Raw genomic sequence first — 25,838 nt, 5'->3', positions numbered from 1 at the left:
TGGCCCACGATGCGCGCGCGGGCCACCCAGCGGGGCGGGGGTGCTCAGCCCAGCTCGGAGAGCACGCGCTCGACGATGCTGTCCTTCGACAGGCCGTAGCGGTGGTGGAGCGTCGGCAGCGCACCCGCATCGATGAACTCGTCGGGCAGTCCGATCGGCACGATGCGCTTGCCGAGCCCGCGCCGTGCGGCCGCCTCGGCGACTGCAGAGAAGAGCCCGCCGACGACGGTGTGGTTCTCGAGCGTCACCGCGAGGCGCGGGGTGTCGATCTCCCGGAGCACCGTCTCAGCGTCGAACGGCTTGATCGTGGGGGAGTGCACGACCGCCACGTCGACCTTGTGGGCCGCCAGCGCATCCGCCGCCTGCAGCGCGCGCATGGTCATCAGCCCCGAGGAGACGAACACGACATCGGCGCCGCCGCGCAGCACCTTCGCCTTGCCCAGCTCGAACGAGTAGTCGTACTCGTCGAGCACGACCGGCACCTTGCCGCGGAGGAGCCGCAGGTAGGTCGGGCCCTCGTGCGCGGCCAGCTGCGGCACCGCCTGCCGGAGGTCGACGGCGTCGCACGGGTCGACGATCGTCAGGTTCGGCAGCCCGCGGAAGATCGCGACGTCCTCGGTGGCCTGGTGGCTCGGCCCGTACCCCGTCGTGAGCCCCGGCAGCCCGCCAACGACGTTCACGTTGAGGTTCGGCTCCGCGATGTCGAGCGCGATGAAGTCGTACGCCCGACGGGCAGCGAACACCGCGTACGTCGACGCGAAAGGGATGAGCCCGGTCTCCGCCATGCCCGCGGCGGCGCCGAAGAGGAGCTGCTCGCTCATGCCCATCTGGAAGAAGCGCTCGGGATGCTCCTGCGCGAAGATGTGCATGTCGGTGTACTTGCCGAGATCGGCGGTGAGCCCGACGATCCGCTGGTCCTCCTCGGCGGCCGCCGCGAGCGCGTGCCCGAACGGCGCGCTGTCGGTGCGCTGATCGGCGTCGGCGATCGACGCGATCATCGCGCTCGTGCTGGGCCCCTTGCGCTCGAAGCGCTGCACGGGAGCGGTCGCGCTCATCGGTCGTCCTCCTCGTAGCCGGCGGTCAGCTGGTCGCGGCAGATCTGCCACTCGTGCTCCTCGATGCGCATGAAGTGCGCCTTCTCGCGCTGCTCGAGCAGGGGCACGCCCTTGCCGACCTTCGTGTCGCAGATGATGACCTGCGGCTGCCCCACGGCGGCTCGTAGCGCCTCGCACTCGTCGAACGCGTCGATGAGGGCGGCCGGATCGTTCCCGTCGACGCGCACGGCGTGCCAGCCGAACGTGCGCCACTTCTCCTCGACCGGCTCGATGCGCAGCACGCTCGCCGTCGGACCGTCGGCCTGGAGCGCGTTCATGTCGACGAGTGCCGTCAGGTTGCCGAGCCGGTGGTGCGCCGCGCCCATCGCCGCCTCCCACGTCGAGCCCTCGTCGAGCTCGCCGTCGGAGAGGAAGTTGATGACGCGCTGCTCGGTGCGCCCCTGCAGCCGCAGGCCGAGCGCCATCCCGACCGCGACGGTCAGGCCGTGGCCGAGCGAGCCGCCCGAGATCTCCATGCCGGGCGTGTACGACGCCATGCCCGACATCGGCAGCCGCGAGTCGTCGGCCGCGTACGTCACGAGCTCCTCGACGGGCACGATGCCCGCCTCGGCGAGGGCCGCGTAGAGGCCGATCGCGTAGTGCCCAGTGGAGAGGAGGAAGCGGTCGCGCTCCTCCCAGTGCTCGTCGGCCGGATCGAAGCGCAGCTGGTCCGCGTACACGGCCGCGAGCATGTCGGCCGAGCCGAGCGCCTGCCCGACGTAGCCCTGGCCCTGCACCTCGCCCATGTCGATCGCGTGGTGCCGCGCGCGGTAGGCCGCTTCCTGGATGGCGCGGATGCGCTGCGCGCGGTCGCGGCCGACTCGGCCGGCCTCGCGCGTCACGGTGGGAGCGGCCGTCATGCGAGCACCCGCTCGCTCGATGCGGTCGTCGCGGGAGCGGCGTCGCCGACGATCGCAGGCGCCGTCTCGCGAGCGCTGAGCGCTGCGAGCGTCGAGATCACGCCGAGCGCGACGAACAGCAGCGCGGGGCCCATCCACCCGATCCAGCCGAACAGCGCGGTCGCGATGAACGGCAGCAGGCCGGCGACGATGGATGCGCCGTTGTAGCCGAGCGAGATGCCCGAGGTGCGCAGGTGGGCGGGGAAGAGCTCGGAGAACCAGCTCGACTCGACGGCGAAGATCGGGTCGTGGCTCAGCAGCAGCGCGAGTGCGACGGCGACGATCACCATGATGAGCGAGCCGGTGTTGATGAGCAGGAACATCGGGATGCCGAACAGGATCGTGAAGACGGAGCCGATGAGGAAGACGCGCTTGCGGCCGATGCGGTCGCTGAGGGCGCCGAACGCGAGGTGGCTGCCGAGCCCGAGCGCCGAGCCGACGAGCGTGCCGATGAGCACGTCGTTCTTGTCGGTGATGCCGGCGAGCACGACGTAGGAGAGCGCGAACGCGGTCGTCACGTAGTAGCCGCCCGTCTCGGCGAGGCGCAGCGCGATGATGCGCAGGATCGACCGCCACTCGGTGCGGATGACGTCAAGCGCCGGCTGGCGACGGATCTCGCCTGCCGCCTTCACGTTCTCGAACGCGGGCGACTCCGAGATCTTGAGGCGGATGAAGAAGCCGATCGCGACCATGACGATCGACAGCAGGAAGGGCACGCGCCAGGCCCAGTCGCCGGGCAGGCCGCTCGTCGCGAGGATCGTGCCGTTCGCGAGCAGCAGACCGGCGGGGATGCCGATCTGCGGCACGGCGCCGAAGAAGCCGCGACGGCGCGCGGGGGCGTGCTCGACGGCCATGAGCACCGCGCCGCCCCACTCGGCGCCGAACGCGATGCCCTGGATGATGCGCAGGAGGATGAGCATGATCGGCGCCGCGATGCCCACGACCGCGTAGGTCGGCAGCATGCCGATCGCCATGGTCGCGACGCCCATGATGATGAGCGACCAGAGCAGCACGGCCTTGCGGCCGATGCGGTCGCCGAAGTGCCCGGCCAGGTAGCCGCCGAGCGGGCGGAACAGGAAGCCGACCGCGAGCGACGCGAACGACGCGAGGACGCCGACGAACTCGTTCTCGGCGTGGAAGAACACCGTGCCGAAGTAGGCGGCGGCGGCCGTGCCGTAGATGAAGGAGTCGTACGACTCGACGGCCGTGCCGATCATCGATGCGAAGGAGACCTTCGCGGGGTTGTCGCGCTTGGCCGCGACCGCAGGCGAGCTGCTGGACATGCTTCCTCCTCGAAGCGTCTGGGAGCGGCGCCGCGATCGCGGCACCACGGATCGCCGCCGGCTGCTGCCGGCGGACGTCGGATGGGGGACTAGTGCTGGTAGGTCTCGATCACGCGGCTGTCGTCGCGGCGCTCGAGGCCGGCGGATGCGGCGAGCAGGTAGCGCTCACGGGCTGCGGCGAGGACCGGGACGGCGGCGCCGACGGACTCGGCCGCCTCCGCGACGAGGCCGGAGTCCTTCACGAAGATGCCGACCGTGCTCGTCACGGGCGCATCGGTGCCGAGGAGCATGCGGGGCCCGCGGTCCGAGAGCATCCAGCTGCCGGCGGCGCCGCCCGCGACGAGGTCGAGCACATCCGCCTTCTCGAGCCCGAGCGCCTCGCCGAGCGCGAGCGCCTCCGCGGCCGCGACGATGTGCACGGAGCACAGGTGCTGGTTGACGACCTTGATCGCCTGCCCCTGGCCGAGCTCCGAGCCGACGACGCGCACGGTGCCGAGCGGCGCGAGCAGCGGTGCGACCTCGGCGAGCTCCGCGTCGGCGCCGGCCGCGAAGACGATGAGCTCGCCCGTGACCGCGCGCGCGACGCCGCCGGTGACCGGCGCGTCGACGACCCGGGCGCCCGCGGTCGTCAGCCGCTCGCCCGCGCGCCGCACCGCATCCGGCCCCACGGTCGACATGACGACCCAGACGCGCCCGGCGGCGACGGATGCTGCGGTCGCCTCGTCGACGAGCGCGTCGAGCTGGTCGGGGGTGGCGACCATGACGATGACCGGACCCTCGGCGGGGGCCTCGGCGATCGACGCGACGGCGCGGATGCCGGCCTGCTCGGCGCGCTCGCGAGCGACCTCGAAGGGATCGACGCCGGTCACGCCGAAGCCTGCGGCCGCCAGCCGCTGCGACATGGGGGAGCCGATCGCGCCGAGGCCGACGAAGACGGCGGGGGAGCTGGTGGTCACGCGGAGGCCTCCTCGGCTTGGTCGAGCGTGATGAGCGAGTGGATCTCGAAGTGCCTGCGGATCGCGTCGCGCGCGGCGTCGGGATCGTTCGCCGCGATCGCGTCGACGATCGGGTAGTGGATGGTGTCGGTGGCGGTGCGGCCCTCGGCGTCGGGGGACTCCGCTGCGATCGCGCGGCGGCGGCGCTCGTGCATGGCCTGCTGCAGCGCGTGCGCGAGGCCGGAGTGCACCATCGTGAAGACGGGGTTGTCGACGATCCGGAACAGGCCAGCGTGGAACGCGAGGTCGGCCTCCGTCGCCGCGTCGTGGTCGTCCGCAGCGGTGCACGCGACCATCTCGTCGACGAGCTGTCGCAGTCGCTCGGCGTCCGCAGGGGTGGCGCGGCGAGCGGCCTGGACGGCGACGACGGTCTCCAGCATCTCGCGGGCCTCGGCGATCGCCGCGGAGTCGAGGAACCCGAGGGCGCGCACCGTCGTGAAGTAGGTGCGGATGACATCGGGGCCCGGTGCCTGCAGGTAGGTGCCGTGGCCCTGCCGCCGCGAGAGCACGCCGATGTACTCGAGCTGCGAGAGGCGCTCGCGCAGCGCGCCGCGGCTCACGTTGAGGCGCGCGCAGAGCTCGCGCTCGGGGACGAGGCGCCGGGAGCCGTCGGGCTCGGGGTTCGAGAGGTCGATGAGCTGCATCGCGAAGGCCTCGAGCGTGTCGTGCACGGGCTCCCTCCTCTCCTCGTCGAGCGGTCGCACCGGATTGGTTCGACCAATGAGCAGGACGCTACGACACGGATGGCCGGCTGTCAACATTGGTCCAACCAATCGGCTCGGGCGACTGAGCGGCGGATGCTGCGAGGGCCGACTCCGGAGGCTTATGTCCCCCAGAGCGAACTCGCGCATCCGAGCTCGAAGAAATGTCCAGATAGGGCTTGCACTCGGGCGTGTCGTCGTTATACCTTCGTGACCGCGAACTTCCACGCCTAGCAGAAAGGAGAGCTCGCGATGTTCATGACCACCACGATTGCCGCTGACGCCCTCCTCGCAGGCGGGGTCCGCTAGCGGCGGAGCGCACGGGCCGACGGCTCGCAGGTCATCCGTGATCTGCACTCGCCAGGCCACAGCAGGCTTCTGAGCCCTGCGTCTCCTCCTTGCACCGCACGCTGCTGCGCGGCGATCGCACGGCGTCCGGCCCTCGGGCCGAGCGCTCTGCGCCCGCCGCACCTCGCGCATCCGAATGCATTCTCCGATGCCATCGCGCGCGCATTCTCCACGCAATTCATCCTGCGATATCGCACGCCCTCGAACAGGGCGATATCGCCATGCCAGAAAGCAGATCATCATGTCGAACTCGATGTTGGTGCTGCCGGCTCCTCGCCGGTTCGCGCTGAACGCATCGCGGCAGCTCGAGCGCTGGGCGCTGAAGCCCCAGCACGACGAGTCGCTGCGACGAGAGGCCGAGGCCTACGAGCGCGCAGTCGCCGCTCGCGAGCAGCGCGCCCTCGACGCGCTCGCGCTCAGCATGCTGCGATGAGCGCAGCAACAGCGGGGCCGTCCCTCCGGGGTCGGCCCAGCTGCTCGTTCCGCCACTAGTCCTCGAGAGCAGCAGCCACGGCGTGGCCGATCGTGCGCATGTCGCGCAGGACACCCGCGACGCCGGCGGCGTCGGCAGCCGGCCAGTTGGCGAGTGCCGCGTAGGCGAGCACCCGGCGCCGCCCGCGCACGAGCCCCGCGTCGACGCGGACGCCCGCGTCGGTGCCCGTCTTGTTCAGCACTGCCGGCCGCGCGTCGCCCACCCCGTGCGACAGCGGATCGAGCCCGAACGCCGACGCCACCATGCTCAGGTCGAGCGAGTGCCGCATCCACCCGAGCACGCGCTCGCTCGCGGCGGCCGAGCCGAGGCTGCGCGACTCGAGCCGCGCGAGCAGGTCCACGAGTCCGGTTGCCGAGGCGGTGCCGAGCCGCGGGGGATCCCCCGCACGGCGCACGTCGCGCACGCGGTCGTGGAGCCGCACGCCCTGGATGCCGAGCTCCGCGGCGACGCGACCGACCGCATCCAGCCCGATGCGGTCGAGCAGCGCGTTCGTCGCGAGGTTGTCGCTCGCGGCGCCGACGAGCATCGCCGCGTCGCCGACGGCGAGCGTCTGCTGGGCGAGGTGCTGCCACAGACCTGAGTCGCCGACCGGTTCGACGCGCGAGCGATCGAGCGGCTCCGCGAGGTCGAGCTCGCCCCGCTCCGCGAGCACCGCGCACGCGACGAGCAGCAGCAGCTTCGGCGCCGACGCAGCCGACAGCTGCGCCTCGGGCGCGCGCTCGAGCAGCACCTCACCGGTCGCCGCATCCCGCACGAGCACCGACCACGTCGCCGCCGCGGTGAGGGGCGGATGCGTCGCGGTCATCGCGTCTCCATCGACGGTCGGGCACGGGGCGGGCGGCAGGCAGCGGGCGCGGGCGCGCGCTGGCCGCGAGTCTAGGCCGGCGGGAAGCGAGCGGGACTCCGCGGTGCGTCCCCAAGGAGCCCTCGCGCATGCGCACTCCGGGCATCCGCCCGCGCTGCCGTGCGCGACGAGCGCCGCGCCCGCGGACAGTCGCGGCGGCTACCGTGAGCGCATGGGCCGCACCTCCTCGTTCGCCGACGCGGTCGGCGGCGCCGGCGCGAGGGCGGCGCCCAAGGCGAAGCGCGCCCTCTACCGGTGGCTCCCGCCCGACCGCATCGCGACCGCCGTGCGCACCGCGCTCGCCGCGATGATCGCGCTCGGCCTCGGATCGCTGCTGCCGGGCGACCTCGCCGAGTACGCGTACGCGGCACCGCTCGGCGCGTTCATCACCGTCGGCACGACCTTCTTCACGATCGCGCGCGCCGCCTTCCAGCAGGCGCTCGGCCTCGTGCTCGGCGCCGCGCTGGGCCTCTCGATGCTGTGGATCGAGATCCCCGCGCTCGCGAAGATCGGCATCATCGGCGCTGTCGGCGTCGTGCTGCAGGGCGCCGCGACGCTCGGGATCGGCGCGAGCGTCGTGCCGGTCGTAGCGGTTCTGGTCATCCTCTTCGGCGGCGCCGACCCCGACGGCTACGCCCTCGGCTACGTCGGCCAGTTCACGCTCGGGCTCGTCGTCGGCGTGCTCGTGAACGCGCTCGCCCGCCCGCCGCTGCGCGACCGCACCGCCCACGACCGCATCAACACCTCGGTGCTCGACCTCGCCGACCGCTTCGACGAGCTCGCCGAGACCCTGCGCGGCGACTGGCCGCCCGAGCGCGAGGACTGGGCTGCCTGGGGCCCCGAGCTCGAGAGCTGGGTCGAGCAGCTCGACCACGAGGTGCAGGAGGCCCGCGACAGCCGCAAGCTGAACCCGCGCGCCCGCTTCCGCCCGCACGACGTCGAGCGCGACGCCGATGCGGTCGCGGCGCTCCGGGCGGTCGTGCACCGGGCGATCGACGTGCTCGACGCGCTCGCCGGCGCCGCGTGGGCGACACCGGTCGAGGTGAGCATCGACGCCGACGAGCGGCGGCTCGCCGCCGACGCGGTCGAGGGGCTCGCCGAGCACCTGCGCGCGTGGGAGGAGCTCGACGGCGTCGAGCAGGCGTCGGATGCGTCGGGTCGGGCGATCGACGCGCTCTACGAGCAGGTGGTCACCCGCGCGCGCCCCGAGTCAGGGGTCGCCGCGGTCGTCTTCGCGCTGCGCGCGATCCGCAGCCGCATCGACCACGCGGCGGCGCCGAGCGCACCGGAGCGAGAGCGGTAGCCGCCGTCGCGCTCTGCCCCGCATCGGCGGCCGCCCCGCAGGTGTACGTGCAGCGCCGCTCGATCGCGCGCGATGAGCGCCGGTCGCCGATCGCTGCGGCGCGCGACGCAGGGCGGACTCAGCCTGGGTCGCCCTCGTCCGCCGCCGAGCTCGGCCGTGGCGCACCCACCGGCGGCACGAGCACCGAGCCGCCCTCGCGCATCCACCACTGCCCCGTCTCGCGGCGCTCGGCGCGCGTCGCGAAGCGGTACCGGTAGACGCGGGCCCGCACCCACCGGGGGCGCCGTCCGTCGAACGGGTCGCCCGCGAGCAGCCGCAGGGTGGGGCGGTCGGCCTCGAGCAGGCGCACGAGGAGCATCTCGAACCACAGGCCGTGCGAGCCGAGCGCGAGGAACCACATGAGCCAGTCGAGCCGCAGGTGGTACGGCGCGAACCAGCCGGGCACGCGCCGCACGTCGCCGGGCTTGCCCTTGAAGGCGTACTCGACCCAGTCGTCGTCGCGCGGCGCATCGGCGAGCGTGCCCTCGATGACGATCTCGTCACGGCGCTTCGTGACGGTGCCGAACGCGCCGTAGGCGTTCGCGAGCCGCAGCCGGTTGAACGACGCGTTCATGAGCTGGCGCCGCGACGCGAGGTTGCGCACCGACGGGATCGACAGCCACACGTACCAGAGGAAGACGACGGCGACGAGGATGCTGAACCACACGGGCGTCGGCTCGTAGGCCCGCGTCGACGGCCAGGCGGGCAGCAGCCACGCGACGACGCGATCGTCGACGGCCGCGAAGCCGAGCACGATCGTGATCCAGTTGAGCCACGCGAAGTTGCCGGTGATGACGAGCCAGCCCTGCGTGAGGATCATGATGGCGGCGGCGCCGGTCGCGATCGCGGCCAGCACGAGCGAGGCCGAGCCGTCCCGCGCGCCGGCCCCCACCGCATCCGCCACCACCGAGCCGAGCACCGCGACGAGCAGCACCCACGGCGCGACGAGCTGCGCGACATGGTTGCCGATCACCTCGAGCCGGTGCCACCACGCGGGCGCGAGGTGCGCCCAGCGGCTGAGCGGCCCCGGCATCGGCTGCGTCTCGTGGTGGTACATGAGCGCGGTGAGGTCGCGCCACTCGCGGCCGCCGCGCAGCTTGATCATGCCGGCGCCGAACTCGAGCCGGAACACGAGCCAGACGATCAGCAGCAGCGCGAGCGTCGGCGGCGCGTGCTGCGCCGAGCCGAGGAACGCGACGAGGAACCCCGCCTCGCACAGCAGCAGCTCCCAGCCGAAGCCGTAGAAGACCTGGCCGATCGGGAGGATCGAGAGGTAGACGATCCACAGCACGAGGAACGCGAGCAGCGGGAGCCACGGCGGCCCCGCTTGCGGCAGCCCCGCGACGAGGGCGAGCGCGATCGCGATGCACACGAGGCAGAGGATGCGCAGGAACCGGTCGGAGTAGTGCCACCGGAAGATGCTCGGCTGGCCGTCGAGGCCGCCGGCGGCGATGTAGCGCGGGGCCGGCTGCAGCCCGTGCTCGCCGAGCAGCGCGGGGAACTGCAGCAGCGTCGAGAGGAGCGCGACGGCGAAGACGGCCGCCGTGCCGCGCTGCAGCACCTGGCGGGCGAGCTCGGCGTGCGGGGCGTCGAGCCAGGCCGCCCACTCCATCGCACACCTCCCGCTGGTCGAGCACCGTGCGGAGCGCGGCGCATCGAGACCACTCTCGCGAGCCGCGGACGTGCGAGCAAGGGCCGCCCGCCAGGCCGCACCGCGGCGGCCGGCCCTGCGCTGATCACTGGCCCGACCGGTGCAACTCGCCCCTGATGCGCCGACACGTCGCGGAGTACGATGCGGGCGCCCGGCGAGCGCCAGCGCGCGCCGGAGCTGCAGCGCAGGAGGTGCTCGGTGAGCGCTCGCCAAGGAGCAGCGGCCACGCCGCGCACGCTGCTCGTGATCGCGATGCTCGCGGCGATGCTCTGCGTCTCCGCGTGCGGCGGCCCGCCGGGCTCTCTCGCGCCGCCCTCGCCGTCCTCGTCCTCCTCGCCGATCCCGTCCCCTTCGCCGATCCTGTCCGCTTCGCCGACGGAGGCGTCGTCGCCGCCCACGGCGTCCGCGACCGCCGGCGCCCGCGCGGCGCCCACCCCTCCCGCGAGCACCGTGCCGCCGCCCTCGCCCTCACCCGCGACCGCGCTCGCCGACTGCGGTCTCCCCGGTGCGCCGGACCGGCTCGTGCGCGCGGTCGAGCCCCACGACCTCGCGGCGCTCGACGCGGCGCTGGGCTTCGCGCTGCCCGGGTCGCCGACGTGCGGGTACGTCGACGAGACGGTGCAGACCGAGCGCATGAGCCGGATGCTCTACCTCGAGTTCGGCGGGCAGCCGGCCCTGCTCGACCAGATCTCTCGGCAGTTCATCGCGGAGGGCTGGAACGCGCTCGGCTCCGAGGGTCCCCCGGTCTACGAGCGCGGCGGCGTGGAGGTCGGCTTCGTCCCCTCGCCGCCCGGCCTGTTCATCGCGCTTCCGTGAAGGTGTTCGCGTACGGCGGCGGCGCGGGCCTCGTGTGCGATGCTTCCTGCCTGACGGCAGGAGGCCGGAGATGTCGATTGACCAGGCCGGGACCATCTACGCCGCGATCGGTGTCGCCACATTGGCCGCGGCGCTGCTGCCGCGGGCGCTCGGACGGCTGCCCGTCTCGATGCCGATGGTGTTCGTGGCGGCCGGGATGCTCGCGTTCGTGCTGCTGCCCGACCTGCCGACGCCCGATCCGATGGAGCATCCCGAGTTCGCCCTGCACCTGACCGAGCTCTGCGTGATCGTGTCGCTCATGGGCGCCGGGCTCGCGGTCAACCGCAGGCTCGGCTGGCGCCGCTGGTCGACGACGTGGCGGCTGCTCGCGATCACGATGCCGCTGTCGATCGCCGCCGTGGCGCTGCTCGGCTGGGCGGGCCTCGGCCTCGGCCTCGCGAGCGCGCTGCTGCTGGGCGCTGCGCTCGCCCCCACCGACCCGGTGCTCGCGACCGAGGTGCAGGTGAGCGAGCCGATCACCGACGACGAGGATGCCGACGACGACGAGGCGCGCTTCGCGATCACGTCCGAGGCGGGGCTCAACGACGGGCTCGCGTTCCCCTTCACCTACGCGGCGATCGCGGTCAGCCTCGTGGGGATCGCGCCGAGCGCGTGGCTGGGGGAGTGGATCCTGCTCGACGTCGGCTGGCGGCTCGCGGTCGGCGTCCTCGGCGGGCTCGGCGCCGGATGGCTGCTGCGACGGCTGTTCTTCTCGTCGATCGCCGACCGGCTGCAGCTCACCGAGAAGGCGGAGGGGTTCGTCGCGCTCGCGGCGACGTTCCTCGCGTACGGCGTGACCGAGATGGCCGAGGGGTACGGGTTCATCGCGGTCTTCGTGTGCGCGACGACGATCCGAGCGGCCGAGAGCACGCACGGGTTCCACGCCGTGCTGCACAAGTTCGTCGAGCAGATCGAGCGGCTGCTGACCGTCGCGGTGCTCGTGCTGCTCGGCGGTGCGGTCGCCGACGGCCTGCTCGAGGCGCTGCGCCCCGTTGACCTCCTGCTCGTGGTCGTGCTGCTGTTCGTGATCCGTCCGCTCACCGCGCTCGTGGCCCTCACGCCGGGGAAGACGGGCCCGAGGGAGCGCGGCGTCATCGCGTTCTTCGGCGTGCGCGGCGTCGGGTCGCTCTTCTACATCGCGTACGCGCTGCAGGCGGGCGACTTCCCCGACGGCGAGCGGCTCTGGGCGATCGTCGCCGCAGTCATCCTCGGCTCGATCCTCGTGCACGGCGTGGCCGCGACCCCCGTGATGCGCTACGTCGACCGGCGGCGTGCCCGGCGGGCGGAGGCGAGCGCCGGCCCGGTCGAGGCGACGCCGGTGTGACGCGCAGCCGAGGCGCCCGGGGCTCCCGGCAGATCGGCCACCCGGCGACTCGCCGACCGCTCTGCGCGCCCGGCGGCACGCGGGGCGACCGATCTGCCGGGCCGCCCGTGCCTCACCCCTCGTGCACGCCGATCTCGCGCAGTGCGGCGTGCGCCGCGTGCCAGCCGCTCATGCCGTGCACGCCGCCGCCGGGCGGCACCGACGACGAGCACAGGAACACGCGCCCGGCCATCGGCACCCGGTAGGGGTTCGCGAGCTTCGGCCGCGCGAGCTGCTGCGTGCCGATGAGCGAGCCGCCGCCGATCGACCCGCCAACGAGGTTCGGGTTCCACAGCTCGAGCGCCGCGGGTGGCATCGGCCGCCGCTCGACGATGCGGTCGCGGAAGCCCGGCGCGAACCGCTCGATCTGCGCCTCGATGGCGGCGGATGCGTCGCCCGGCCACGCGTGCGGCACATGGGCGTAGGCCCACAGCGTGTGCTTCCCCGCGGGCGCGCGCTCGGGGTCGGCGGCGCTCGGCTGGGTCGCGAGCACGAACGGCCGCTCGGGCATGCGCCCGACCGCGACCTCGTGCTCGGCGTGCGCGATCTCGGCGAGCGTGCCGCCCAGGTGCACGGTGCCGGCACGGGCGACGCGCTCGTCCTCCCAGGGCACGGGCCCGTCGAGCAGGAGGTCGAGCTTCGAGACGGCGGGGCCGTACGTCCAGCGCTCGAGCCGCTTCGCGTAGAGCCCCTCGATGCGGCCGTGCGCGAGGCGCAGGAGCTGGTGCGGGGTGATGTCGAGCAGGATGAGGTCGGCCAGCGGCAGCTCGCGCAGGTCGGTGACGTCGACGCCCGTGCGCACCTTCGCCCCCGCGTCCTCCGCGACGCGACGCAGCGCATCCGCGATCGACTGCGACCCGCCCTTCGCGAACGGCCACCCGGCCGAGTGGCCGACGCCGCCGAACGCGACGCCGAACGCACTCGTGAGCGGATGCCCGAGCGGCAGCGTCGCGTGCGTCACGGAGCCGGCGAAGAGCGCCTGCGCGGCGCCCGATCGGAAGACCGAGCGCGCGAGCAGCGTCGCGGGCCACGCGCCGCGCAGCCCGAAGCGGGCGAGCAGCACCGGGTCCTTCGGCCAGCGCAGCAGCGGCCCGAGGATCGCCTCGGCGGTGCCCTCGGGGTCGTCGGTCGCGGGCGCGTGCAGCCGCAGCCACGCCTTCGCGTCGACGCCGAGCTCGCGCGCCGTCTGCTCCGCGTCGCGGTGCAGCACCGCCGCGCGGCCACCGGGCAGCGGGTGCGCCATCGGGTAGTCGGCGTGCACCCACTCGAGCCCGTGCTGCTCGAGCCCGAGCGCGCGGAACGCGGGGCTCGTGATGCCGAACGGGTGGCCCGAGGCGCCCGGGTCGATGATCGCCTGGTCGCCGAACGCGGGGATCGACGCGCTCGCGCCGCCGACCGTGTCGAGCCGCTCGAGCACGGTCACCTCGAGCCCGGCACGCGCGAGCACCGCGGCGGCGGTGAGCCCGTTGGGCCCCGCGCCCACGACGACGGCGCTGGTCATGCGGCCTCCAGGGTTCGGTGGGGCGGATGCGTCGGGCCCGGCCGGGCACGTCGCAAGCCTTGCGCCCGCAGGCTACGCCCGCAACCTCCGCTGCGGCGTCGGCGCCGCGGGTGCGCCATGGCGGCACATGCCGCCGAGCACCGCGTCGTGCCGAACCGGCGCCTCGCGCCCCCGCGGTCGCGCTCGTAGCCTGGCGCCGAGCCAGGAGCACGAGCACAGGAGGCGAGCATGCGGGCGCTGGTGGTCTACGAGTCGCTGTGGGGCAACACCGAGGCGGTCGCGCGCGCGATCGCCGAGCAGCTCGGGCAGTCGATGGAGGTCGAGATCGTCGATGCGGATGCGGCGGCCCGCTCGACCGACGGGTTCGACCTCGTGGTCGTGGGCGGCCCGACGCACGCGTTCTCGATGTCGCGGCCGTCGACCCGGCAGAACGCGGTCGACCAGCACGGTGCCCCGCACGCGCCGCGTCGCGGCATCCGCGAGTGGCTGCACGAGCTCGAGCCGACGCGCGGCACGCTCGCGGCGACGTTCGACACGCGCGTCGACAAGCCGCGGCTCCCCGGCTCAGCCGCGCGGGCCGCGAAGCAGGAGCTGCGGAGCCTCGGCTTCGAGATCGTGATGAAGCAGGAGTCCTTCCGCGTGCACGACTACGGCGGGCCGCTCCTCGACGGGGAGACGGAGCGCGCGGCGGAGTGGGCGCGCACGATCGCGAACGCGGCGCTCGCGACTGGCCGCTGACGCTCAGGCGAAGCGCTCGCGCACCGTCTCGCGGCTGATGCGCTGCAGCTCGGCGATCTGGTGCTCGGCCCGCCGCACGAGGTCGTCGAGCAGCGCGCGGTCGGGGCGCGGGTCGGTCTCGCTCAGCTCGAGGAGCGCCTGCCACATCGAGAGCTTCGCGCGCACCGCGCCGGTGAGGAAGTCCAGCTCGAACTGCGCCATCGAGCTGCGCCGCAGCCGCAGCAGGTTGACCGGGTTGACGCTGCCGCCCGCGCGCAGCACGACGGTGAGCACGCGCTTCCAGCCCTTCGGCCGGTAGCCGAGCCCCTGGATGATGCGCGCGAGGTCGCGCCGGTCGCGGTCGACCTCGTCGGCGAGCGCGAGCAGCGCCTGCTCGTGCGGCGAGCCCTCGAACGTCTTCGCCGCCGCGTGGAAGGCGCGCACGCCGCCCTCTGAGGCGAGCAGGTGCTCGTTCAGGTACGTCGAGAGATTGGCGTGGGCGGATGCGCGGGGTCGCTCTCGGTCTGCCATGGTCGCCTCCTCCGCGGTGCCGTCGGATTCCCGAGGCTAGGGCTGCAGCCTGAAGCGCCGCCGAGTGCCGGGACGGTCGGGTTTGCGGCTCCTGTTACGCCCGTGTATCGTCCTGTCCACAGGGCAAGACGAAGACTCCTGACAGGAGTTCTTCGTGTGCCCTTTTCTCATGTAGGCGTTGCACCTGTCGGGGCTGACAGAGAGGTCAACTACCGATGGCAACGAGAATCCTCCACGGCGTTTCCGACGTCGTCTCCTACATCGACTCGCGCACCGGCATCCGCGGCCGGGCCGGCGTCATCTGGTGGCTCGCGCTCGGCGGGCTGTTCCTGGACGCGTTCTCCAACTCCGCGCTGAGCGCGGGGCTCGGGCCGATGACGCGCGACATGGAGCTGAGCCCGACGCAGATCGCGATCCTCACCTCGATGGCGTCGTGGGTCGCGCTCGCGTTCAACCCGATCGGCGGCTGGATGGCCGACCGCTGGGGCCGCATCCCGCCGCTGCTGCTCGCGAAGGTGCTCGCCCTCGCGGGCGCCGGCATCGCCGCGTTCGCCCCGACCTTCGAGCTCGTCGTCGCCGGCCGCTTCTTCGTCGGGGCCGCCTACGGCATCGACTTCGCGATCGCGATGGCGCTGCTCGCCGAGTTCACGCCCGCTCGCTTCAAGAGCCGCCTGAACACGTGGCAGGGCATCTGGTACACGGCCGTCTGCTCGAACCTGCTGCTCGCGATCATGTTCTACAACTGGAACGTCGGCGACGCGATCTGGCGCTACGCGGTCGGCGCCGCGGGCGTCGTGGCCCTCACGCTCTTCATCCTGCAGGCGACGTTCATGGTCGAGAGCCCGACCTGGCTGGCCCGCAAGGAGCGCCTCGAGCGCGCCGCCGCGTCGATGACGAAGATCTACAAGGAGCAGTTCGAGGCCGCGCCGGTCGAGGACCGCGTGCCGGTCGTCAACCTCGCGACGAAGGGCGTCCGCAACGTCGCCCTCATCTTCCGCGGCACCTACCTGCCCCGCACGATCCTCGCCTCCACCGTGCAGATGGCCCAGTCCATCCAGTACTTCGCGGTCGGCTGGTACCTGCCGATCATCTCGATCGCGCTGTTCGGCGAGGGCGACTTCGTGCTCGCGACGCTCGGCACGCTCGTGTTCAACGTGTTCGGCATCATCGGCGGCTTCTCGTCGTCGTTCATCGCCGGCAAGCTGGGCCTCCGCAAGGCATCGGCGATCGGCTTCGGCGCCGTCTTCCTCATGCTCGTCACGATGGGCCTGTTCTTCGAGAGCATGCCGCTGTGGCTCGCGTTCATCGTGCCGTCGCTGTTCATCCTGTTCCACTCCGGCGGCCCGGGCGCGAACGGCAAGAGCCTGTCGACGCTGTCGTTCCGCAGCGAGCTGCGCGCGGGCGCGAACGGCATCATCGGGGCGATCGGCTCGCTGGGCGCGGCCCTCGGCCTCATGGTGTTCCCGCTCCTGCGCGACCAGCTCGGCCTCGGCACGACGTTCCTCATCCTCGCGCTCGTCCCGCTCACGGCCTGCATCATCTGCAGCGTCATCAAGTGGGAGCCGACGCGCGCCGCGGTGAGCCCCGACGAGGAGCTCGACGCACCGCAGTTCGCCGACGACGCCGCGCGCGAGCCCGAGCTCGTCCGCTAGGAGCGCGACCATGGGCATCCGTCACGGCATCATCGCCATCGACGAGGGCACGACCGGCACGCGCGCCGCGTGGGTCACGGCCGACGGCACGGTGGGAGGGCTGCACTACGAGCGCCTCGCCGTCTCGTCGCCGAGCGCTCGCGTCGTCGAGCAGGACGCCGCCGAGATCCTGAGGAAGACGACGGATGCGGTGCGGCACGCCGTCGCGGACGCCCGGGAGCAGGGGGTGGCGGTCGTCGGCCTGGCGATCGCCACCCAGCGCGCCACCACGGTGCTGTGGGACACCGCGACCGGCGAGCCGCTCGTGCCCGCGATCGTGTGGCAGGACACGCGGCACGCCGACGAGCTCGCGGCGCTCGCGCCCGAGTGGGACGACTGGCTCGTGCCGCGCGTCGGCCGCCCCGTCGGCGTGCGCTCGCCGTACCTCACGGCGGCGCTCCTCATCGAGCGCGACGAGCGGGTGCGCGAGGCGCACCGGGCCGGCCGGCTGGGCTTCGGCACCGTCGACACGTGGCTGCTGTGGAACCTCGTGCAGGGCCGGCCGCTCGCGACGTCGGCGACGAACGCGACGAGCTGCGGCGCGTACCTGCTCGGCGAGCACCGGTACGCGACCGACTACCTCGACGCGCTCGGCTTCCCGCGCGAGCTGCTGCCCGAGCTGCACGACGACCAGCACGACTTCGGGGTCACCGACCCGGCGGTGCTCGGCATCGAGGTGCCGGTCGTCGCGGTGCTCGGCGACCAGCACGCCGGCATGCTCGGCCTCGGCACGCTCGAGGCGGGCGACGCGATGTGCGTGCACGGCACCGGCTCGTTCGTCGACCTCAACCTCGGCGACCGGCTGCCCGAGCGGCCCGGGCTCTACGAGGGGGCGCTCGCGCTCGTCGCGTGGCGCGCGCAGCAGCGCTCCCGCTACAGCGTCGAGACGTTCACCGCCGCGACCGGCAGCGCGCTCGACTGGATCTGCGGCTCGCTCGGCTGGTTCCCGGACGCGAAGGCGATCTCCGAGGCGGCCGCGACCGCGTCGCGCTCGAACCCCGTGCAGTTCCTGCCGGCGATGACCGGGGTGCGGATGCCCGTGGTGGAGCCGCGCGTGAAGTCGATGCTCACGGGCTTCGACTTCTCGACCACGAAGGCCGACATCGCGGCCGCGGTGCTCGAGGGCATCGCCCAGTCGGTCGCGTGGAGCCTCGAGGCGGACGCGGAGGTTGCTGGCGTCGAGGTGACGAGCATGCTCGTCGGCGGCGGGCTCGCGCAGAGCGATCCGCTGCTGCAGCTGCAGGCGGATCTCACGCAGGTGCCGCAGCGGCGGCTGCGCGCGACGGAGGTCGCGAGCCTCCGCGGCGCGGCGTTCCTCGGCGGCATCGGCACGCTGTGGCCCGACCTCGAGTCGGCCGCGGCGCTGCTGCAGGAGGAGGCGGTCTTCGAGCCGCGGCTCGAGCGCGCGGCGCGCGACGAGCAGGTGCGCGCGTGGCGCGCCCGAGTGGAGCTGGAGGTGCGGCTCGCCCGCGCCGGAGAGAACGAGGGGGACTGAGATGGCTGCGGCCAAGATGGTGGGCCTGCCCGCCCGCAAGACCGACCGGGATCGCGAGCGGATGACGATCACGGAGCCGCTGCGGCTGCAGCGCGCCGAGCAGGCCGAGCGGCTGCGCAGCGAGCGCTTCGACATCGTCATCGTCGGCGGCGGCATCACCGGCGCCTACGCGGCGATGGACGCCGCGCTCCGCGGCTTCAAGGTCGCGCTGCTCGAGAAGGACGACTTCGCCTCGGGCACGTCGTCGAAGTCGTCGAAGATGATCCACGGCGGCCTGCGCTACATCGAGCAGGGCAACCTGCCGCTCGTGCGCCACTCGCTGCTCGAGCGGCAGCGGCTGCGGCGCAACGCGCGGCACCTCGTGCAGCGCCTGCCGTTCCTGTTCCCCGTGCTGAGCGTCGGCGGCGTGTTCGACCGCCGCCTCGCGGCGGGCTTCGAGTCGCTGCTGTGGACGTACGACCTCGCGGGCGGCTGGCGCGAGGGCATCCTGCACCAGAAGCTCTCGAAGAGCGAGGTGCTCGCCCACTGCCCGACCTTCAAGGCCGACCGGCTCGACGGCGGCTTCCTCTACTTCGACGCGCGCGCCGACGACGCGCGCCTCACGCTCGGCATCGCCCGCACCGCGGCGTTCCACGGCGCGGCCGTGCTCAACGGCGCGAAGGTGACGGATGTGCGGCGCGAGGCCGGGAAGGTCGCCGGCGTCGTCGTCGAGGTCGACGGCGAGGAGATCGCCGTGCGCTCGCGCGCGGTCGTCATCGCGGTCGGCTCGTGGCTGCGCGACTGGAACGGGGCCGGCAAGGACGTGGACGTGCCGAACATCCGCCCCGCGAAGGGCGTGCACGTCGCCGTGCCGTGGCTCAAGATCCAGAACGACTGCACCGTCACCATCCCGGTGCCGGGCCGCAACCGCCGCGCCACGATCACGCGGTGGGGCGACACCGCCTACCTCGGCACGACCGACGAGGACTACACCGGCGATCTCGACGACGTCCACTGCACGCGCGAGGAGCTCGACTTCCTGCTCGACGGGGCGCGATCGGCGCTCGACATCGACATCGAGCCCGAGGAGGCGCTCGGCTCGATCGCCGGCACCCGCCCGCTCGTCGCCCCGCCCGGGGGCAAGACCATCGAGGTCAAGCGCAACCACGAGATCCGCACCGACCCCGACGGGCTGGTGACGGTCGTGGGCGGCAAGCTCACCACCTCCCGCCACATGGCGGAGCAGACGATCGACGCCGCGCAGGCGGTGCTCGGGGAGCGCAGGCGCGTGCGGACGAAGGACGCGTACCTCCTCGGCGCCGCGGGCTACGACCCGGAGGCGGTCGTCGCCTCGGGCGGGCTGCGCGCCCACCTGGGGGAGCGCTATGGCACCGAGTCGGCGTTCGTGAGCCAGATCCTGGCCGCGGAGCCCGAGCTCAACACGCCGGTCGTCGCGGGGCTCCCATACCTCGAGGCGGAAGTCGTCTATGCGGCCCGGCACGAGCTCGCGCGCGACGTCGACGACGTGCTCAGCCGGCGCACGCGCAGCCGCATCCAGGCGCGCGACGCATCGGCGGACGCGGCGCAGCGAGTGGCGGAGCTGCTGCAGCGCGAGCTCGGCTTCAGCGACGCCGAGCGCGAGCGGCAGGTCGCGGCCTACCGCGCCGCCACGACCAAGGAGAAGGACATCCTGCTCGGCTACACGGCCACGAGCAGGACGGCGGACCAGTTCGAGACAGCACAGATGGGACAGCGAGCATGATCAGCAAGGAAGCAGTGAAGCGCGGGTACAACCGCGGCAACTACACCGTCGGCGCGCCCACGCAGCCGCACTGGGCGCCCGAGACCCCGGCGCCCGCCGAGCGCGCGTCGCTCGCGATCGCGACCACGCCGGTCCCGGAGGCCGTCCTCGCCGAGCTGCGCGGCGCATCCGACGAGGTCATCACCGACCAGGCGGGCGTCATCCACGGCACGCGCGACTGGTGGGCGCGCACGATGGTCGCCGAGACGAGCGGCGAGCCCGCCGTCATCGACGCGGTGATCGTCAAGGTCTCGACCGAGGAGCAGGTGCAGCGCGTCATGCGGATCGCCTCCGAGCACGCCATCCCCGTCACCGTCTCGGCCGGCCGGTCGAACGTGACCGGCGCGGCGCTCCCGCTCGCTGGCGGCATCGTGCTCGACGTGTGCGGGCTCGACAAGCTCGTCTCGTGGGACGAGCAGAGCCAGATCGTCGAGGTCGAGGCCGGCATGTTCGGCGACATCTTCGAGGAGACGATCCAGCGCGACTTCGGCATGACGATGGGCCACTGGCCCTCTTCGTACGGCATCTCGACGGTCGGCGGCTGGGTCGCGTGCCGCGGCGCCGGCCAGCTCTCGACCCGCTACGGGAAGATCGAGGACATGGTCGTCGGCATGGACGTCGTGCTCGCCGACGGCGAGAGGATCACGCTCGGCGGCACCGCGCGCGCCGCGGTCGGCCCCGACCTGATGCAGCTGTTCATCGGCTCCGAGGGCGTCCTCGGCGTCATCACGCGCATCCGCTTCAAGCTCGAGCGCCTGCCCGACTACGGCCGCGCGATCGCCTACGCGTTCGACTCGTTCGCCGACGGGCTCGAGGCGTGCCGGCTCATCATGCAGGAGGGCGCGACGCCCGGCGCGCTGCGCCTCTACGACGCGCTCGAGAGCGGGCTGCAGTTCGACGAGCCCGAGCGGCACGTGCTGCTCATCGCCGACGAGGGCCCGCAGGGGCTCGTCGACGCCGGCATGGCGATCGCCGAGGACGTGTGCCGCCGGGTGGGCGGCGCAGAGCTCGACGGCGACGCGATCTTCGAGCGCTGGCTCGACACGCGCTACCTCACGGGCAAGAGCGCCGAGGGCTTCACGAAGAGCCCGGGCTTCGTCGCCGACACGCTCGAGATGATCGGCCGCTGGCGCGACCTGCCCGCGATCTACGACGAGGTCGTCGAGGCGCTGCAGCAGGTGCCCGGCACGCTCGCGGGCTCCGCGCACCAGTCGCACGCGTACGTCGACTCGGCATGCCTCTACTTCAGCCTGCGCGGCGAGGTCGCGGTCGAGGACCGCGCCGACTGGTACCAGGCGGCATGGGACGCGGCGAACGCGGTGATCATCCGCCACGGCGCGACCCTCAGCCACCACCACGGCGTCGGCCTGCTGCGCGCGCGGTTCATGGAGCCCTCGCTCGGCGGCGCCTTCGACGTGCTGCAGACGGTCAAGCGCGCGCTCGACCCGCAGGGCATCCTCAACCCCGGCAAGCTGGGGCTCGCTCGCTAGCATCGCGAGCGTGAGTGCCTTGACGCGTCGCCGGTCGCTGGTGTCCACCCAGCTGCGCACCCGACCGGCGATCGCGTCGCTGTTCACCCCGAGCGACATCGACGAGTTCCTCGACACCGACGCGCCGGTCTGCATCGTCGCGAACGCCGACCTGCTGCGGCTCGAGGCGATCGTCGCGCGCATGGCGGAGGCCGAGCGGTTCGCCTTCATCAACGCCGACACCGTCTCGGGCCTCGCGCCCGACCGCGGCGGCATCGACTTCCTCGCGAAGGTCGGTGCCGCCGGGGTCGTGACCACGCGGGCGGCGATGGTCTCGCGGATCGAGCAGCAGGGCATGCTCGCGATGCAGAAGCTCTTCGTCACCGATCGCCTCAACCTGCCGCGCTCGACGCACGGGCTCGAGGGCTCGAAGCCCAGCTACGTGCAGATCATGCCGGCGCCCGTCCTCCCCTACATCCTCGACGAGCCCCTCATGCGCATCTCCCCGGTGATCGCGGGCGGCTTCGTCGCCAACGAGCGCTCGCTCGAGGCCGCGCTCGCCTGCGGGGCCGCCGCGGTCTCGACGAGCGAGCGCTCGCTCTGGAACTACCGAAGGAAGCAACCATGAACCAGCACTTCACCGTCATCGCCACCTACACCGCGAAGCCCGAGGCGGCAGACCAGGTCGCCGAGCTCCTGCCGCAGCTCGCGGCGGCCTCGCGCCAGGAGCCCGGCAACCTGTCGTACTCGGTCGCCCGCGACCTCGAGCACGCGAACGTCTTCACGATCGTCGAGTCCTACGACGACGCGGATGCGTTCGCCGCGCACCGCGAGAGCGCGCACTTCGCGTCGATCGGCAAGATGCAGATCATCCCGCTGCTCGAGAGCCGCGATGTCGTCGGCTACGAGGGCGACGGCGCCATCGGCTGAACCTTCGCCAGCCCACGCTCCGCGTCGGAGTGCCGAGCAGCAGAGCCGCTCAGAACGGAGCCGGCTCGGCCTCCGCGCGGGGCGTGCGTCGGTCGCGGGGCGCGTCTGACTCGCCCAGCAAGCCACGCCAGTGGCCCGCGTCGAGAGGCGCCGGCGGTGGTGAGTCGCGGCCGCTCCGCTCGGCTGCAGGGCGCTCGAGGCGCTCGACCGCTTCCCGGTAATCGCGCACGCGTTCACTTCGGGTGCGCTTCGGCGGCTTGGGCCTCGATCGAGGCACATCGGTGAAGGTCGGGCCCGCGGGCTCGACGATGTCGTCGATCACCTGGCCGATGGGCGACGTCCATCGCAGGGCTCCTCCCGGCAGCTGCTCGACGCTCCACCGGGTGTCGTGCTTCAAGCCGTGATCCGACCGGCAGAGGTGCTCGAGGTTGTCGAGGCTCGTCGAGCCGCCCTTGGCGAAGTCGTTCGTATGGTCGAGGTCGGTCCTCATCACCGGCTTCGCGCAGCCTGGCCCGCGACAGCGCCCGTCGCGTGCCCTGAGCCAGCGACGCTGCGCGGCCGACGCGCGGTAGGCGTCGACCGTCACGGGCACTCCCGACACCGGATCGGTGAACAGGCGCTCCCACACGGCGGTGTCGCCGGCGATGCGCCGCGCCGACTCGCGGTCGACGAGCACCTTGCCGTCGAGCGATGCCGGGAAGTCGACGGCGCGGAGCGCCGGGTCCTGCCCATCGGCGCCGTGCAGCAGCTCTGTCGCCGGAATGGCGATCGAGATGTGCGCTGTGATGGGCGAGACGCCGTGCAGATCGTCGGGCACGACCCCCGCGAGCAGCACCTCCTGCAGCGCATCGGCGCGGAACTGGTCGTAGGTCCGCGAGTCGTCCTTCGGCTTCTTGCGAGCCGCCTGCGTGAGCCGGTCGTGGATCGCCGCCGCCTCGAGGGCGGGGATGCGCGCGACGAGGTCGGCCATGCCGTCGCCGGCGTCGAAGATCTGCACGCGCCGCTGCTGCCGCGCCGTCTCGTGGCGGATCTGCAGCGGTCGGGTCAGCGCGTGGTTGACGATGCGCTTCGCCCGCGCCCGCAGTTGCGCGGTGCTGACGCTCTCGGCCACCGCGACGAGCTCGTCGATCACGCGCGTGCGCTCCTCAGCGGCGACGTCGGCATCGAGCCGAAGTGCGCGCGTCTCGCCCTCGATGACGCTCAGGTGCGCGGTGGTGATGCGACCCGAGGCGGCCGCCTCGTGTGCCGCCGGCAGCTCGGTGACGATCGTCCACGCATCCGTCATGCGCCGAGCCACGCCCCCGCCCGTGAGGCCGAGCTCGACCGCGGTTATCATCGCGAGCTCCTTGACGCGCGGACCCGAGTCGCCCGCCATGTCGATGACGCGCTGCAGGTGGGAGGCCATGAGGGCTCGGCGCTCGCCCTCGATGCGGGCGGACCGGGCCTCGATGGCGCGCATCCGCCCGACGAACTCCTGGTCGAGCCGCAGGCGCTCGGCGGCATCGGAGCGCGGCGGCTCGGTCACTCGGGGGATCGCCGCGCCGGTGCGAGCGATCTCATCGATCTGCTCGTCGCTCAGCGCACGCAGCCGCTCGGACATCGCGCGGTCGAAGTCGTCGAGCGACTCCTGCAGCTCGTCGGCGGAGCTGCCGAACGGGTCGATGGTGCCCGCGCGGACCGCGGCGATGTACTCCTCGCCGTCGAGCCCGAATGCGTCCATGCAGGCAGTAGACCAGAGGCCACCCACACGACGCGCGCGTCGCCGCGACGGCTGTGGAGACCGCCTGATCCGCGGCCGCTCAGCGCCGAGCGGCCGCCCTCCGCGACGCGCGGCCGCTCCCGCCGCCCGCGCCCGCCGTCAGCGGCTGCGCGAACTGGTAGCGCTCCTGCCGGATGCGCTCGTGCAGCCACGCGTCGACCGAGATGACGCCCGGCGTGGCCCTCGCAGCGTCGAGCACCTCGCGCAGCTCGTCGAGCGAGCCGACCGGCACGGTCGCGACGAGGTCGAAGCGGCCGATCGTGCGCGCCATGAACTGCAGCCCGGGGCGTGCGCCGAGCAGCTCGATGAGGGCGGATGCGTCGGCGGTCGACGCGCCGAGGCCCACCGTCAGGGAGGTCCCCGACTCCGCGTGCTGGCCGATCGCGCCGACGCGCATGACCGCCGACTCGAGCAGCCGGTGGAGGCGCGCTCGCGCGCCCGTGATCGAGAGGCCCGCCGCCGCCGAGAGGTCGCGCAGCGGCACCCGGCCGTCCTCCTGCAGCAGCGCGATGATCGCGCGGTCGGCCTCGTCGAGCACGAGGTCGGTGACGTCCGGCTCCGGGCCGAGGAAGAAGCTCGAGAGCACCTCGTGGTAGATCGTCACCGTCAGCTCCTGCACCCCGGGGATCGCGCGCATGAGCCGCAGCTGCTCGTGAAGCGCCTCCTCCGACTGCACGTGCAGCTCGACCGCGATGTTGAACGGGCCGATCGTCTGCGACACGAACACCGCCGCCGGCAGCTCGAGCATGGCGCCCGCGACCTCGTCGACCCGGCCCTGCACGCGAGCGCCGACGTGCGCGAGCACGCGGAGGCCGAGCACACGCGGGTGCACCGCGGCGAGCACGCGCAGCTCGCCCGAGTCGAGCAGCGGCCCGATGCGGTGGGCGATCGCCGCGCGCGTCGTGCCGAGGCGGTGCGCGATCTCGCTGAACGAGAGGCGCCCGTCGCGCCGCAGCTCCACGAGGGCGAGCTCGGTCGTGCGATCCATCTGCGCTCCTGAATCTTCGTCGATCGTCGTGGTGCAGCGTTTGCGTCAGCGTACCGCACAGCATGCCGGATGTGTCACAATGGCGAACAAGGCGGCTCAACATTTCAGGAATCGCCTCGTCTCGATGAAAACTCGTCTTGACATGGACGCGGCTCCCCGGCAACGATTGACCAATCGTCGGCCCCAGGTGCCGGCCCCTTCCCGATGGAGTGAAGATGAAGAAGTCCCTGCTCGTGATCGGCGCCGCCGCGGCCACGATCACCCTGCTCGCCGGCTGTTCCGCCGGGTCCGCAGCGCCCGAGGCCTCCGGCTCCGCCGGCGGCGACGCGTCGTCGAACGCGCCCGAGGGCCTCGTCAACCCGGGCCAGCTCTCGGCCTGCATCGACCCCGAGTACGCGCCGCTCGAGTACTACGCCAACGGCAGCGACGGCGAGATCATCGGCTTCGACGCCGACGGCATCCGCGCCCTCGCCGACCACTGGGGCGTCGAGACGAACATGGTCGTGACGAGCTTCGACGGCCTCATGCCGGGCCTGCAGTCGGGCACGTGCGACATGATCTTCGGCGGGCTCTACATCACCGAGGAGCGCCTCGCGGTCGCCGACGCCTCGCCCGTCATGAACGCCGGCTCCGCGATCCTCGCGAAGCCCGAGCTCGCCCCCGAGCTCACTGAGCCCGCCGACCTCTGCGGCCTCACCGTCGCGGTGCAGGCCGCGAGCTCGAACGAGCTCGAGCTGCAGTCGATCAACGAGACCGAGTGCGGCGACGACCCCATGACGATCCAGAGCTACCCGAAGACCGCCGAGACGGTGCTCGCGGTGGTCAACGGCCTCGCCGACGCCCTCACCGAGACGAACGTCGCGGCCGCCTACATGGAGACGCAGAACGAGGGCCGCCTCGCGGTGGCCGACGTCTTCCCGACCGACACGGTCTTCGGCGTCTTCACGCAGAAGGGCAGCCCCGTGAGCGCCGCGGTCGCCGAGGGCCTGCGCGCCCTCCACGACGACGGCACCCTCGCGTCGATCGCCGAGGAGTACAACCTCGACGCCGACATCGTCGACGTCTACTAGTCCGAACCTCCACCACTGAGCGTGCCCGGCGGGCGAACC

The 25,838-nt window shown here is 72.8% G+C and carries 23 protein-coding genes; 12 read left to right on the top strand and 11 right to left on the bottom strand.

The window, feature by feature from the left end:
• Window positions 1-44: 44 nt before the first annotated feature.
• The 5 genes from NWP09_RS00465 to NWP09_RS00445 all read right to left on the bottom strand — a co-directional run bounded on the left by NWP09_RS00465 (window position 45) and on the right by NWP09_RS00445 (window position 4,942).
• Window positions 45-1,055: a transketolase family protein gene (locus NWP09_RS00465; protein ID WP_258273578.1), complete on the bottom strand. Its 1,011-nt coding sequence runs from the start codon at window positions 1,053-1,055 to the stop codon at window positions 45-47.
• A complete protein-coding gene (locus NWP09_RS00460; RefSeq protein WP_258273577.1) occupies window positions 1,052-1,954 on the bottom strand; it encodes a transketolase in 903 nt (300 codons plus the stop codon). Before NWP09_RS00460 ends, NWP09_RS00465 begins: the two co-directional genes overlap by 4 nt.
• Complete coding sequence (locus tag NWP09_RS00455; RefSeq protein WP_258273576.1) at window positions 1,951-3,276, bottom strand: MFS transporter; 1,326 nt, start codon at window positions 3,274-3,276, stop codon at window positions 1,951-1,953. The genes NWP09_RS00460 and NWP09_RS00455 overlap by 4 nt, the downstream gene beginning before the upstream one ends.
• Window positions 3,277-3,365: 89 nt before the next feature.
• Window positions 3,366-4,232: an NAD(P)-dependent oxidoreductase gene (locus NWP09_RS00450; RefSeq protein ID WP_258273575.1), complete on the bottom strand. Its 867-nt coding sequence runs from the start codon at window positions 4,230-4,232 to the stop codon at window positions 3,366-3,368.
• Entirely contained in the window at window positions 4,229-4,942 is a 714-nt protein-coding gene (locus NWP09_RS00445; RefSeq protein ID WP_258273574.1) for a FadR/GntR family transcriptional regulator, read from the bottom strand. Before NWP09_RS00445 ends, NWP09_RS00450 begins: the two co-directional genes overlap by 4 nt.
• A 619-nt stretch (window positions 4,943-5,561) precedes the next feature.
• Here NWP09_RS00445 and NWP09_RS00440 point away from each other — a divergent pair.
• On the top strand, window positions 5,562-5,753 hold the full coding sequence (locus NWP09_RS00440; RefSeq protein WP_258273573.1) for a hypothetical protein: 192 nt from the start codon (window positions 5,562-5,564) through the stop codon (window positions 5,751-5,753).
• 55 nt (window positions 5,754-5,808) lie between these two features.
• Here NWP09_RS00440 and NWP09_RS00435 read toward each other — a convergent pair whose 3' ends face one another.
• Window positions 5,809-6,618 carry a serine hydrolase gene (locus NWP09_RS00435; protein ID WP_258273572.1) on the bottom strand — a complete coding sequence of 270 codons (810 nt, stop codon included), beginning with the start codon at window positions 6,616-6,618 and terminating at the stop codon, window positions 5,809-5,811.
• Window positions 6,619-6,829: 211 nt separating this feature from the next.
• Between NWP09_RS00435 and NWP09_RS00430 the strand changes: the two genes are divergently transcribed.
• On the top strand, window positions 6,830-7,960 hold the full coding sequence (locus NWP09_RS00430; RefSeq protein WP_258273571.1) for an aromatic acid exporter family protein: 1,131 nt from the start codon (window positions 6,830-6,832) through the stop codon (window positions 7,958-7,960).
• Window positions 7,961-8,078: 118 nt separating this feature from the next.
• Here NWP09_RS00430 and NWP09_RS00425 read toward each other — a convergent pair whose 3' ends face one another.
• Window positions 8,079-9,611, bottom strand: coding sequence for a lipase maturation factor family protein (locus NWP09_RS00425; protein WP_258273570.1), 1,533 nt, complete (start codon window positions 9,609-9,611; stop codon window positions 8,079-8,081).
• Window positions 9,612-10,100: 489 nt separating this feature from the next.
• On the opposite strand from NWP09_RS00425, the gene NWP09_RS00420 reads away from it, so the two are divergent.
• Window positions 10,101-10,466 carry a hypothetical protein gene (locus tag NWP09_RS00420; protein ID WP_258273569.1) on the top strand — a complete coding sequence of 122 codons (366 nt, stop codon included), beginning with the start codon at window positions 10,101-10,103 and terminating at the stop codon, window positions 10,464-10,466.
• Window positions 10,467-10,536: 70 nt separating this feature from the next.
• Window positions 10,537-11,829 (top strand): cation:proton antiporter, encoded by a 1,293-nt coding sequence (locus NWP09_RS00415; RefSeq protein WP_258273568.1) that lies wholly within the window; start codon window positions 10,537-10,539, stop codon window positions 11,827-11,829.
• 112 nt (window positions 11,830-11,941) lie between these two features.
• Here NWP09_RS00415 and NWP09_RS00410 read toward each other — a convergent pair whose 3' ends face one another.
• Window positions 11,942-13,369 carry an NAD(P)/FAD-dependent oxidoreductase gene (locus NWP09_RS00410; protein WP_258273567.1) on the bottom strand — a complete coding sequence of 476 codons (1,428 nt, stop codon included), beginning with the start codon at window positions 13,367-13,369 and terminating at the stop codon, window positions 11,942-11,944.
• Between the two features lie 228 nt (window positions 13,370-13,597).
• Between NWP09_RS00410 and NWP09_RS00405 the strand changes: the two genes are divergently transcribed.
• On the top strand, window positions 13,598-14,107 hold the full coding sequence (locus NWP09_RS00405) for a flavodoxin domain-containing protein (protein ID WP_258273566.1): 510 nt from the start codon (window positions 13,598-13,600) through the stop codon (window positions 14,105-14,107).
• A 3-nt stretch (window positions 14,108-14,110) separates the two neighbouring features.
• On the opposite strand, the gene NWP09_RS00400 is transcribed toward NWP09_RS00405, so the two are convergent.
• Window positions 14,111-14,617, bottom strand: a complete 507-nt coding sequence (locus NWP09_RS00400; RefSeq protein WP_258273565.1) for a hypothetical protein — start codon at window positions 14,615-14,617, stop codon at window positions 14,111-14,113.
• Window positions 14,618-14,832: 215 nt separating this feature from the next.
• On the opposite strand from NWP09_RS00400, the gene NWP09_RS00395 reads away from it, so the two are divergent.
• The 6 genes from NWP09_RS00395 to NWP09_RS00370 are packed head-to-tail and all read left to right on the top strand — an operon-like array spanning window position 14,833 to window position 21,982.
• Window positions 14,833-16,269: an MFS transporter gene (locus NWP09_RS00395; RefSeq protein WP_258273564.1), complete on the top strand. Its 1,437-nt coding sequence runs from the start codon at window positions 14,833-14,835 to the stop codon at window positions 16,267-16,269.
• Window positions 16,270-16,279: 10 nt separating this feature from the next.
• Complete coding sequence (locus NWP09_RS00390) at window positions 16,280-17,803, top strand: FGGY family carbohydrate kinase (protein WP_258273563.1); 1,524 nt, start codon at window positions 16,280-16,282, stop codon at window positions 17,801-17,803.
• A 1-nt stretch (window position 17,804) separates the two neighbouring features.
• Window positions 17,805-19,544, top strand: coding sequence for a glycerol-3-phosphate dehydrogenase/oxidase (locus NWP09_RS00385; RefSeq protein WP_258273562.1), 1,740 nt, complete (start codon window positions 17,805-17,807; stop codon window positions 19,542-19,544).
• Window positions 19,541-21,073 carry an FAD-binding oxidoreductase gene (locus tag NWP09_RS00380; RefSeq protein ID WP_258273561.1) on the top strand — a complete coding sequence of 511 codons (1,533 nt, stop codon included), beginning with the start codon at window positions 19,541-19,543 and terminating at the stop codon, window positions 21,071-21,073. Before NWP09_RS00385 ends, NWP09_RS00380 begins: the two co-directional genes overlap by 4 nt.
• 40 nt (window positions 21,074-21,113) lie before the next feature.
• Window positions 21,114-21,680, top strand: coding sequence for a glycerol-3-phosphate responsive antiterminator (locus tag NWP09_RS00375; RefSeq protein ID WP_258273560.1), 567 nt, complete (start codon window positions 21,114-21,116; stop codon window positions 21,678-21,680).
• Complete coding sequence (locus tag NWP09_RS00370; protein WP_258273559.1) at window positions 21,677-21,982, top strand: putative quinol monooxygenase; 306 nt, start codon at window positions 21,677-21,679, stop codon at window positions 21,980-21,982. The genes NWP09_RS00375 and NWP09_RS00370 overlap by 4 nt, the downstream gene beginning before the upstream one ends.
• Window positions 21,983-22,031: 49 nt before the next feature.
• Here the strand turns inward: NWP09_RS00370 and NWP09_RS00365 are convergent, their stop codons facing one another.
• Together NWP09_RS00365 and NWP09_RS00360 are read right to left on the bottom strand one after the other, a co-directional pair.
• Window positions 22,032-23,702, bottom strand: coding sequence for an HNH endonuclease signature motif containing protein (locus NWP09_RS00365; RefSeq protein ID WP_258273558.1), 1,671 nt, complete (start codon window positions 23,700-23,702; stop codon window positions 22,032-22,034).
• A 79-nt stretch (window positions 23,703-23,781) separates the two neighbouring features.
• Window positions 23,782-24,729, bottom strand: coding sequence for an Lrp/AsnC family transcriptional regulator (locus NWP09_RS00360; RefSeq protein ID WP_258273557.1), 948 nt, complete (start codon window positions 24,727-24,729; stop codon window positions 23,782-23,784).
• Window positions 24,730-24,944: 215 nt separating this feature from the next.
• Between NWP09_RS00360 and NWP09_RS00355 the strand changes: the two genes are divergently transcribed.
• A complete protein-coding gene (locus NWP09_RS00355) occupies window positions 24,945-25,799 on the top strand; it encodes a transporter substrate-binding domain-containing protein (protein WP_258273556.1) in 855 nt (284 codons plus the stop codon).
• The last annotated feature ends 39 nt before the right edge of the window (window positions 25,800-25,838 follow it).

The sequence above is a fragment of the Agrococcus sp. HG114 genome (assembly GCF_024723325.1).
Taxonomy (GTDB): Bacteria; Actinomycetota; Actinomycetes; order Actinomycetales; family Microbacteriaceae; genus Agrococcus.
Note: the sequence above shows the minus strand (reverse complement) of the source record. Positions and strands in the feature narration are given on the sequence as shown.

Coding starts and splice junctions, on each gene's coding strand:
- NWP09_RS00465 (WP_258273578.1), bottom strand. CDS start 1,055: ATGAGCGCGACCGCTCCCGTGCAGCGCTTCGAGCGCAAGGGGCCCAGC.
- NWP09_RS00460 (WP_258273577.1), bottom strand. CDS start 1,954: ATGACGGCCGCTCCCACCGTGACGCGCGAGGCCGGCCGAGTCGGCCGC.
- NWP09_RS00455 (WP_258273576.1), bottom strand. CDS start 3,276: ATGTCCAGCAGCTCGCCTGCGGTCGCGGCCAAGCGCGACAACCCCGCG.
- NWP09_RS00440 (WP_258273573.1), top strand. CDS start 5,562: ATGTCGAACTCGATGTTGGTGCTGCCGGCTCCTCGCCGGTTCGCGCTG.
- NWP09_RS00435 (WP_258273572.1), bottom strand. CDS start 6,618: ATGACCGCGACGCATCCGCCCCTCACCGCGGCGGCGACGTGGTCGGTG.
- NWP09_RS00430 (WP_258273571.1), top strand. CDS start 6,830: ATGGGCCGCACCTCCTCGTTCGCCGACGCGGTCGGCGGCGCCGGCGCG.
- NWP09_RS00425 (WP_258273570.1), bottom strand. CDS start 9,611: ATGGAGTGGGCGGCCTGGCTCGACGCCCCGCACGCCGAGCTCGCCCGC.
- NWP09_RS00415 (WP_258273568.1), top strand. CDS start 10,537: ATGTCGATTGACCAGGCCGGGACCATCTACGCCGCGATCGGTGTCGCC.
- NWP09_RS00410 (WP_258273567.1), bottom strand. CDS start 13,369: ATGACCAGCGCCGTCGTCGTGGGCGCGGGGCCCAACGGGCTCACCGCC.
- NWP09_RS00405 (WP_258273566.1), top strand. CDS start 13,598: ATGCGGGCGCTGGTGGTCTACGAGTCGCTGTGGGGCAACACCGAGGCG.
- NWP09_RS00400 (WP_258273565.1), bottom strand. CDS start 14,617: ATGGCAGACCGAGAGCGACCCCGCGCATCCGCCCACGCCAATCTCTCG.
- NWP09_RS00395 (WP_258273564.1), top strand. CDS start 14,833: ATGGCAACGAGAATCCTCCACGGCGTTTCCGACGTCGTCTCCTACATC.
- NWP09_RS00390 (WP_258273563.1), top strand. CDS start 16,280: ATGGGCATCCGTCACGGCATCATCGCCATCGACGAGGGCACGACCGGC.
- NWP09_RS00385 (WP_258273562.1), top strand. CDS start 17,805: ATGGCTGCGGCCAAGATGGTGGGCCTGCCCGCCCGCAAGACCGACCGG.
- NWP09_RS00380 (WP_258273561.1), top strand. CDS start 19,541: ATGATCAGCAAGGAAGCAGTGAAGCGCGGGTACAACCGCGGCAACTAC.
- NWP09_RS00370 (WP_258273559.1), top strand. CDS start 21,677: ATGAACCAGCACTTCACCGTCATCGCCACCTACACCGCGAAGCCCGAG.
- NWP09_RS00365 (WP_258273558.1), bottom strand. CDS start 23,702: ATGGACGCATTCGGGCTCGACGGCGAGGAGTACATCGCCGCGGTCCGC.
- NWP09_RS00360 (WP_258273557.1), bottom strand. CDS start 24,729: ATGGATCGCACGACCGAGCTCGCCCTCGTGGAGCTGCGGCGCGACGGG.
- NWP09_RS00355 (WP_258273556.1), top strand. CDS start 24,945: ATGAAGAAGTCCCTGCTCGTGATCGGCGCCGCCGCGGCCACGATCACC.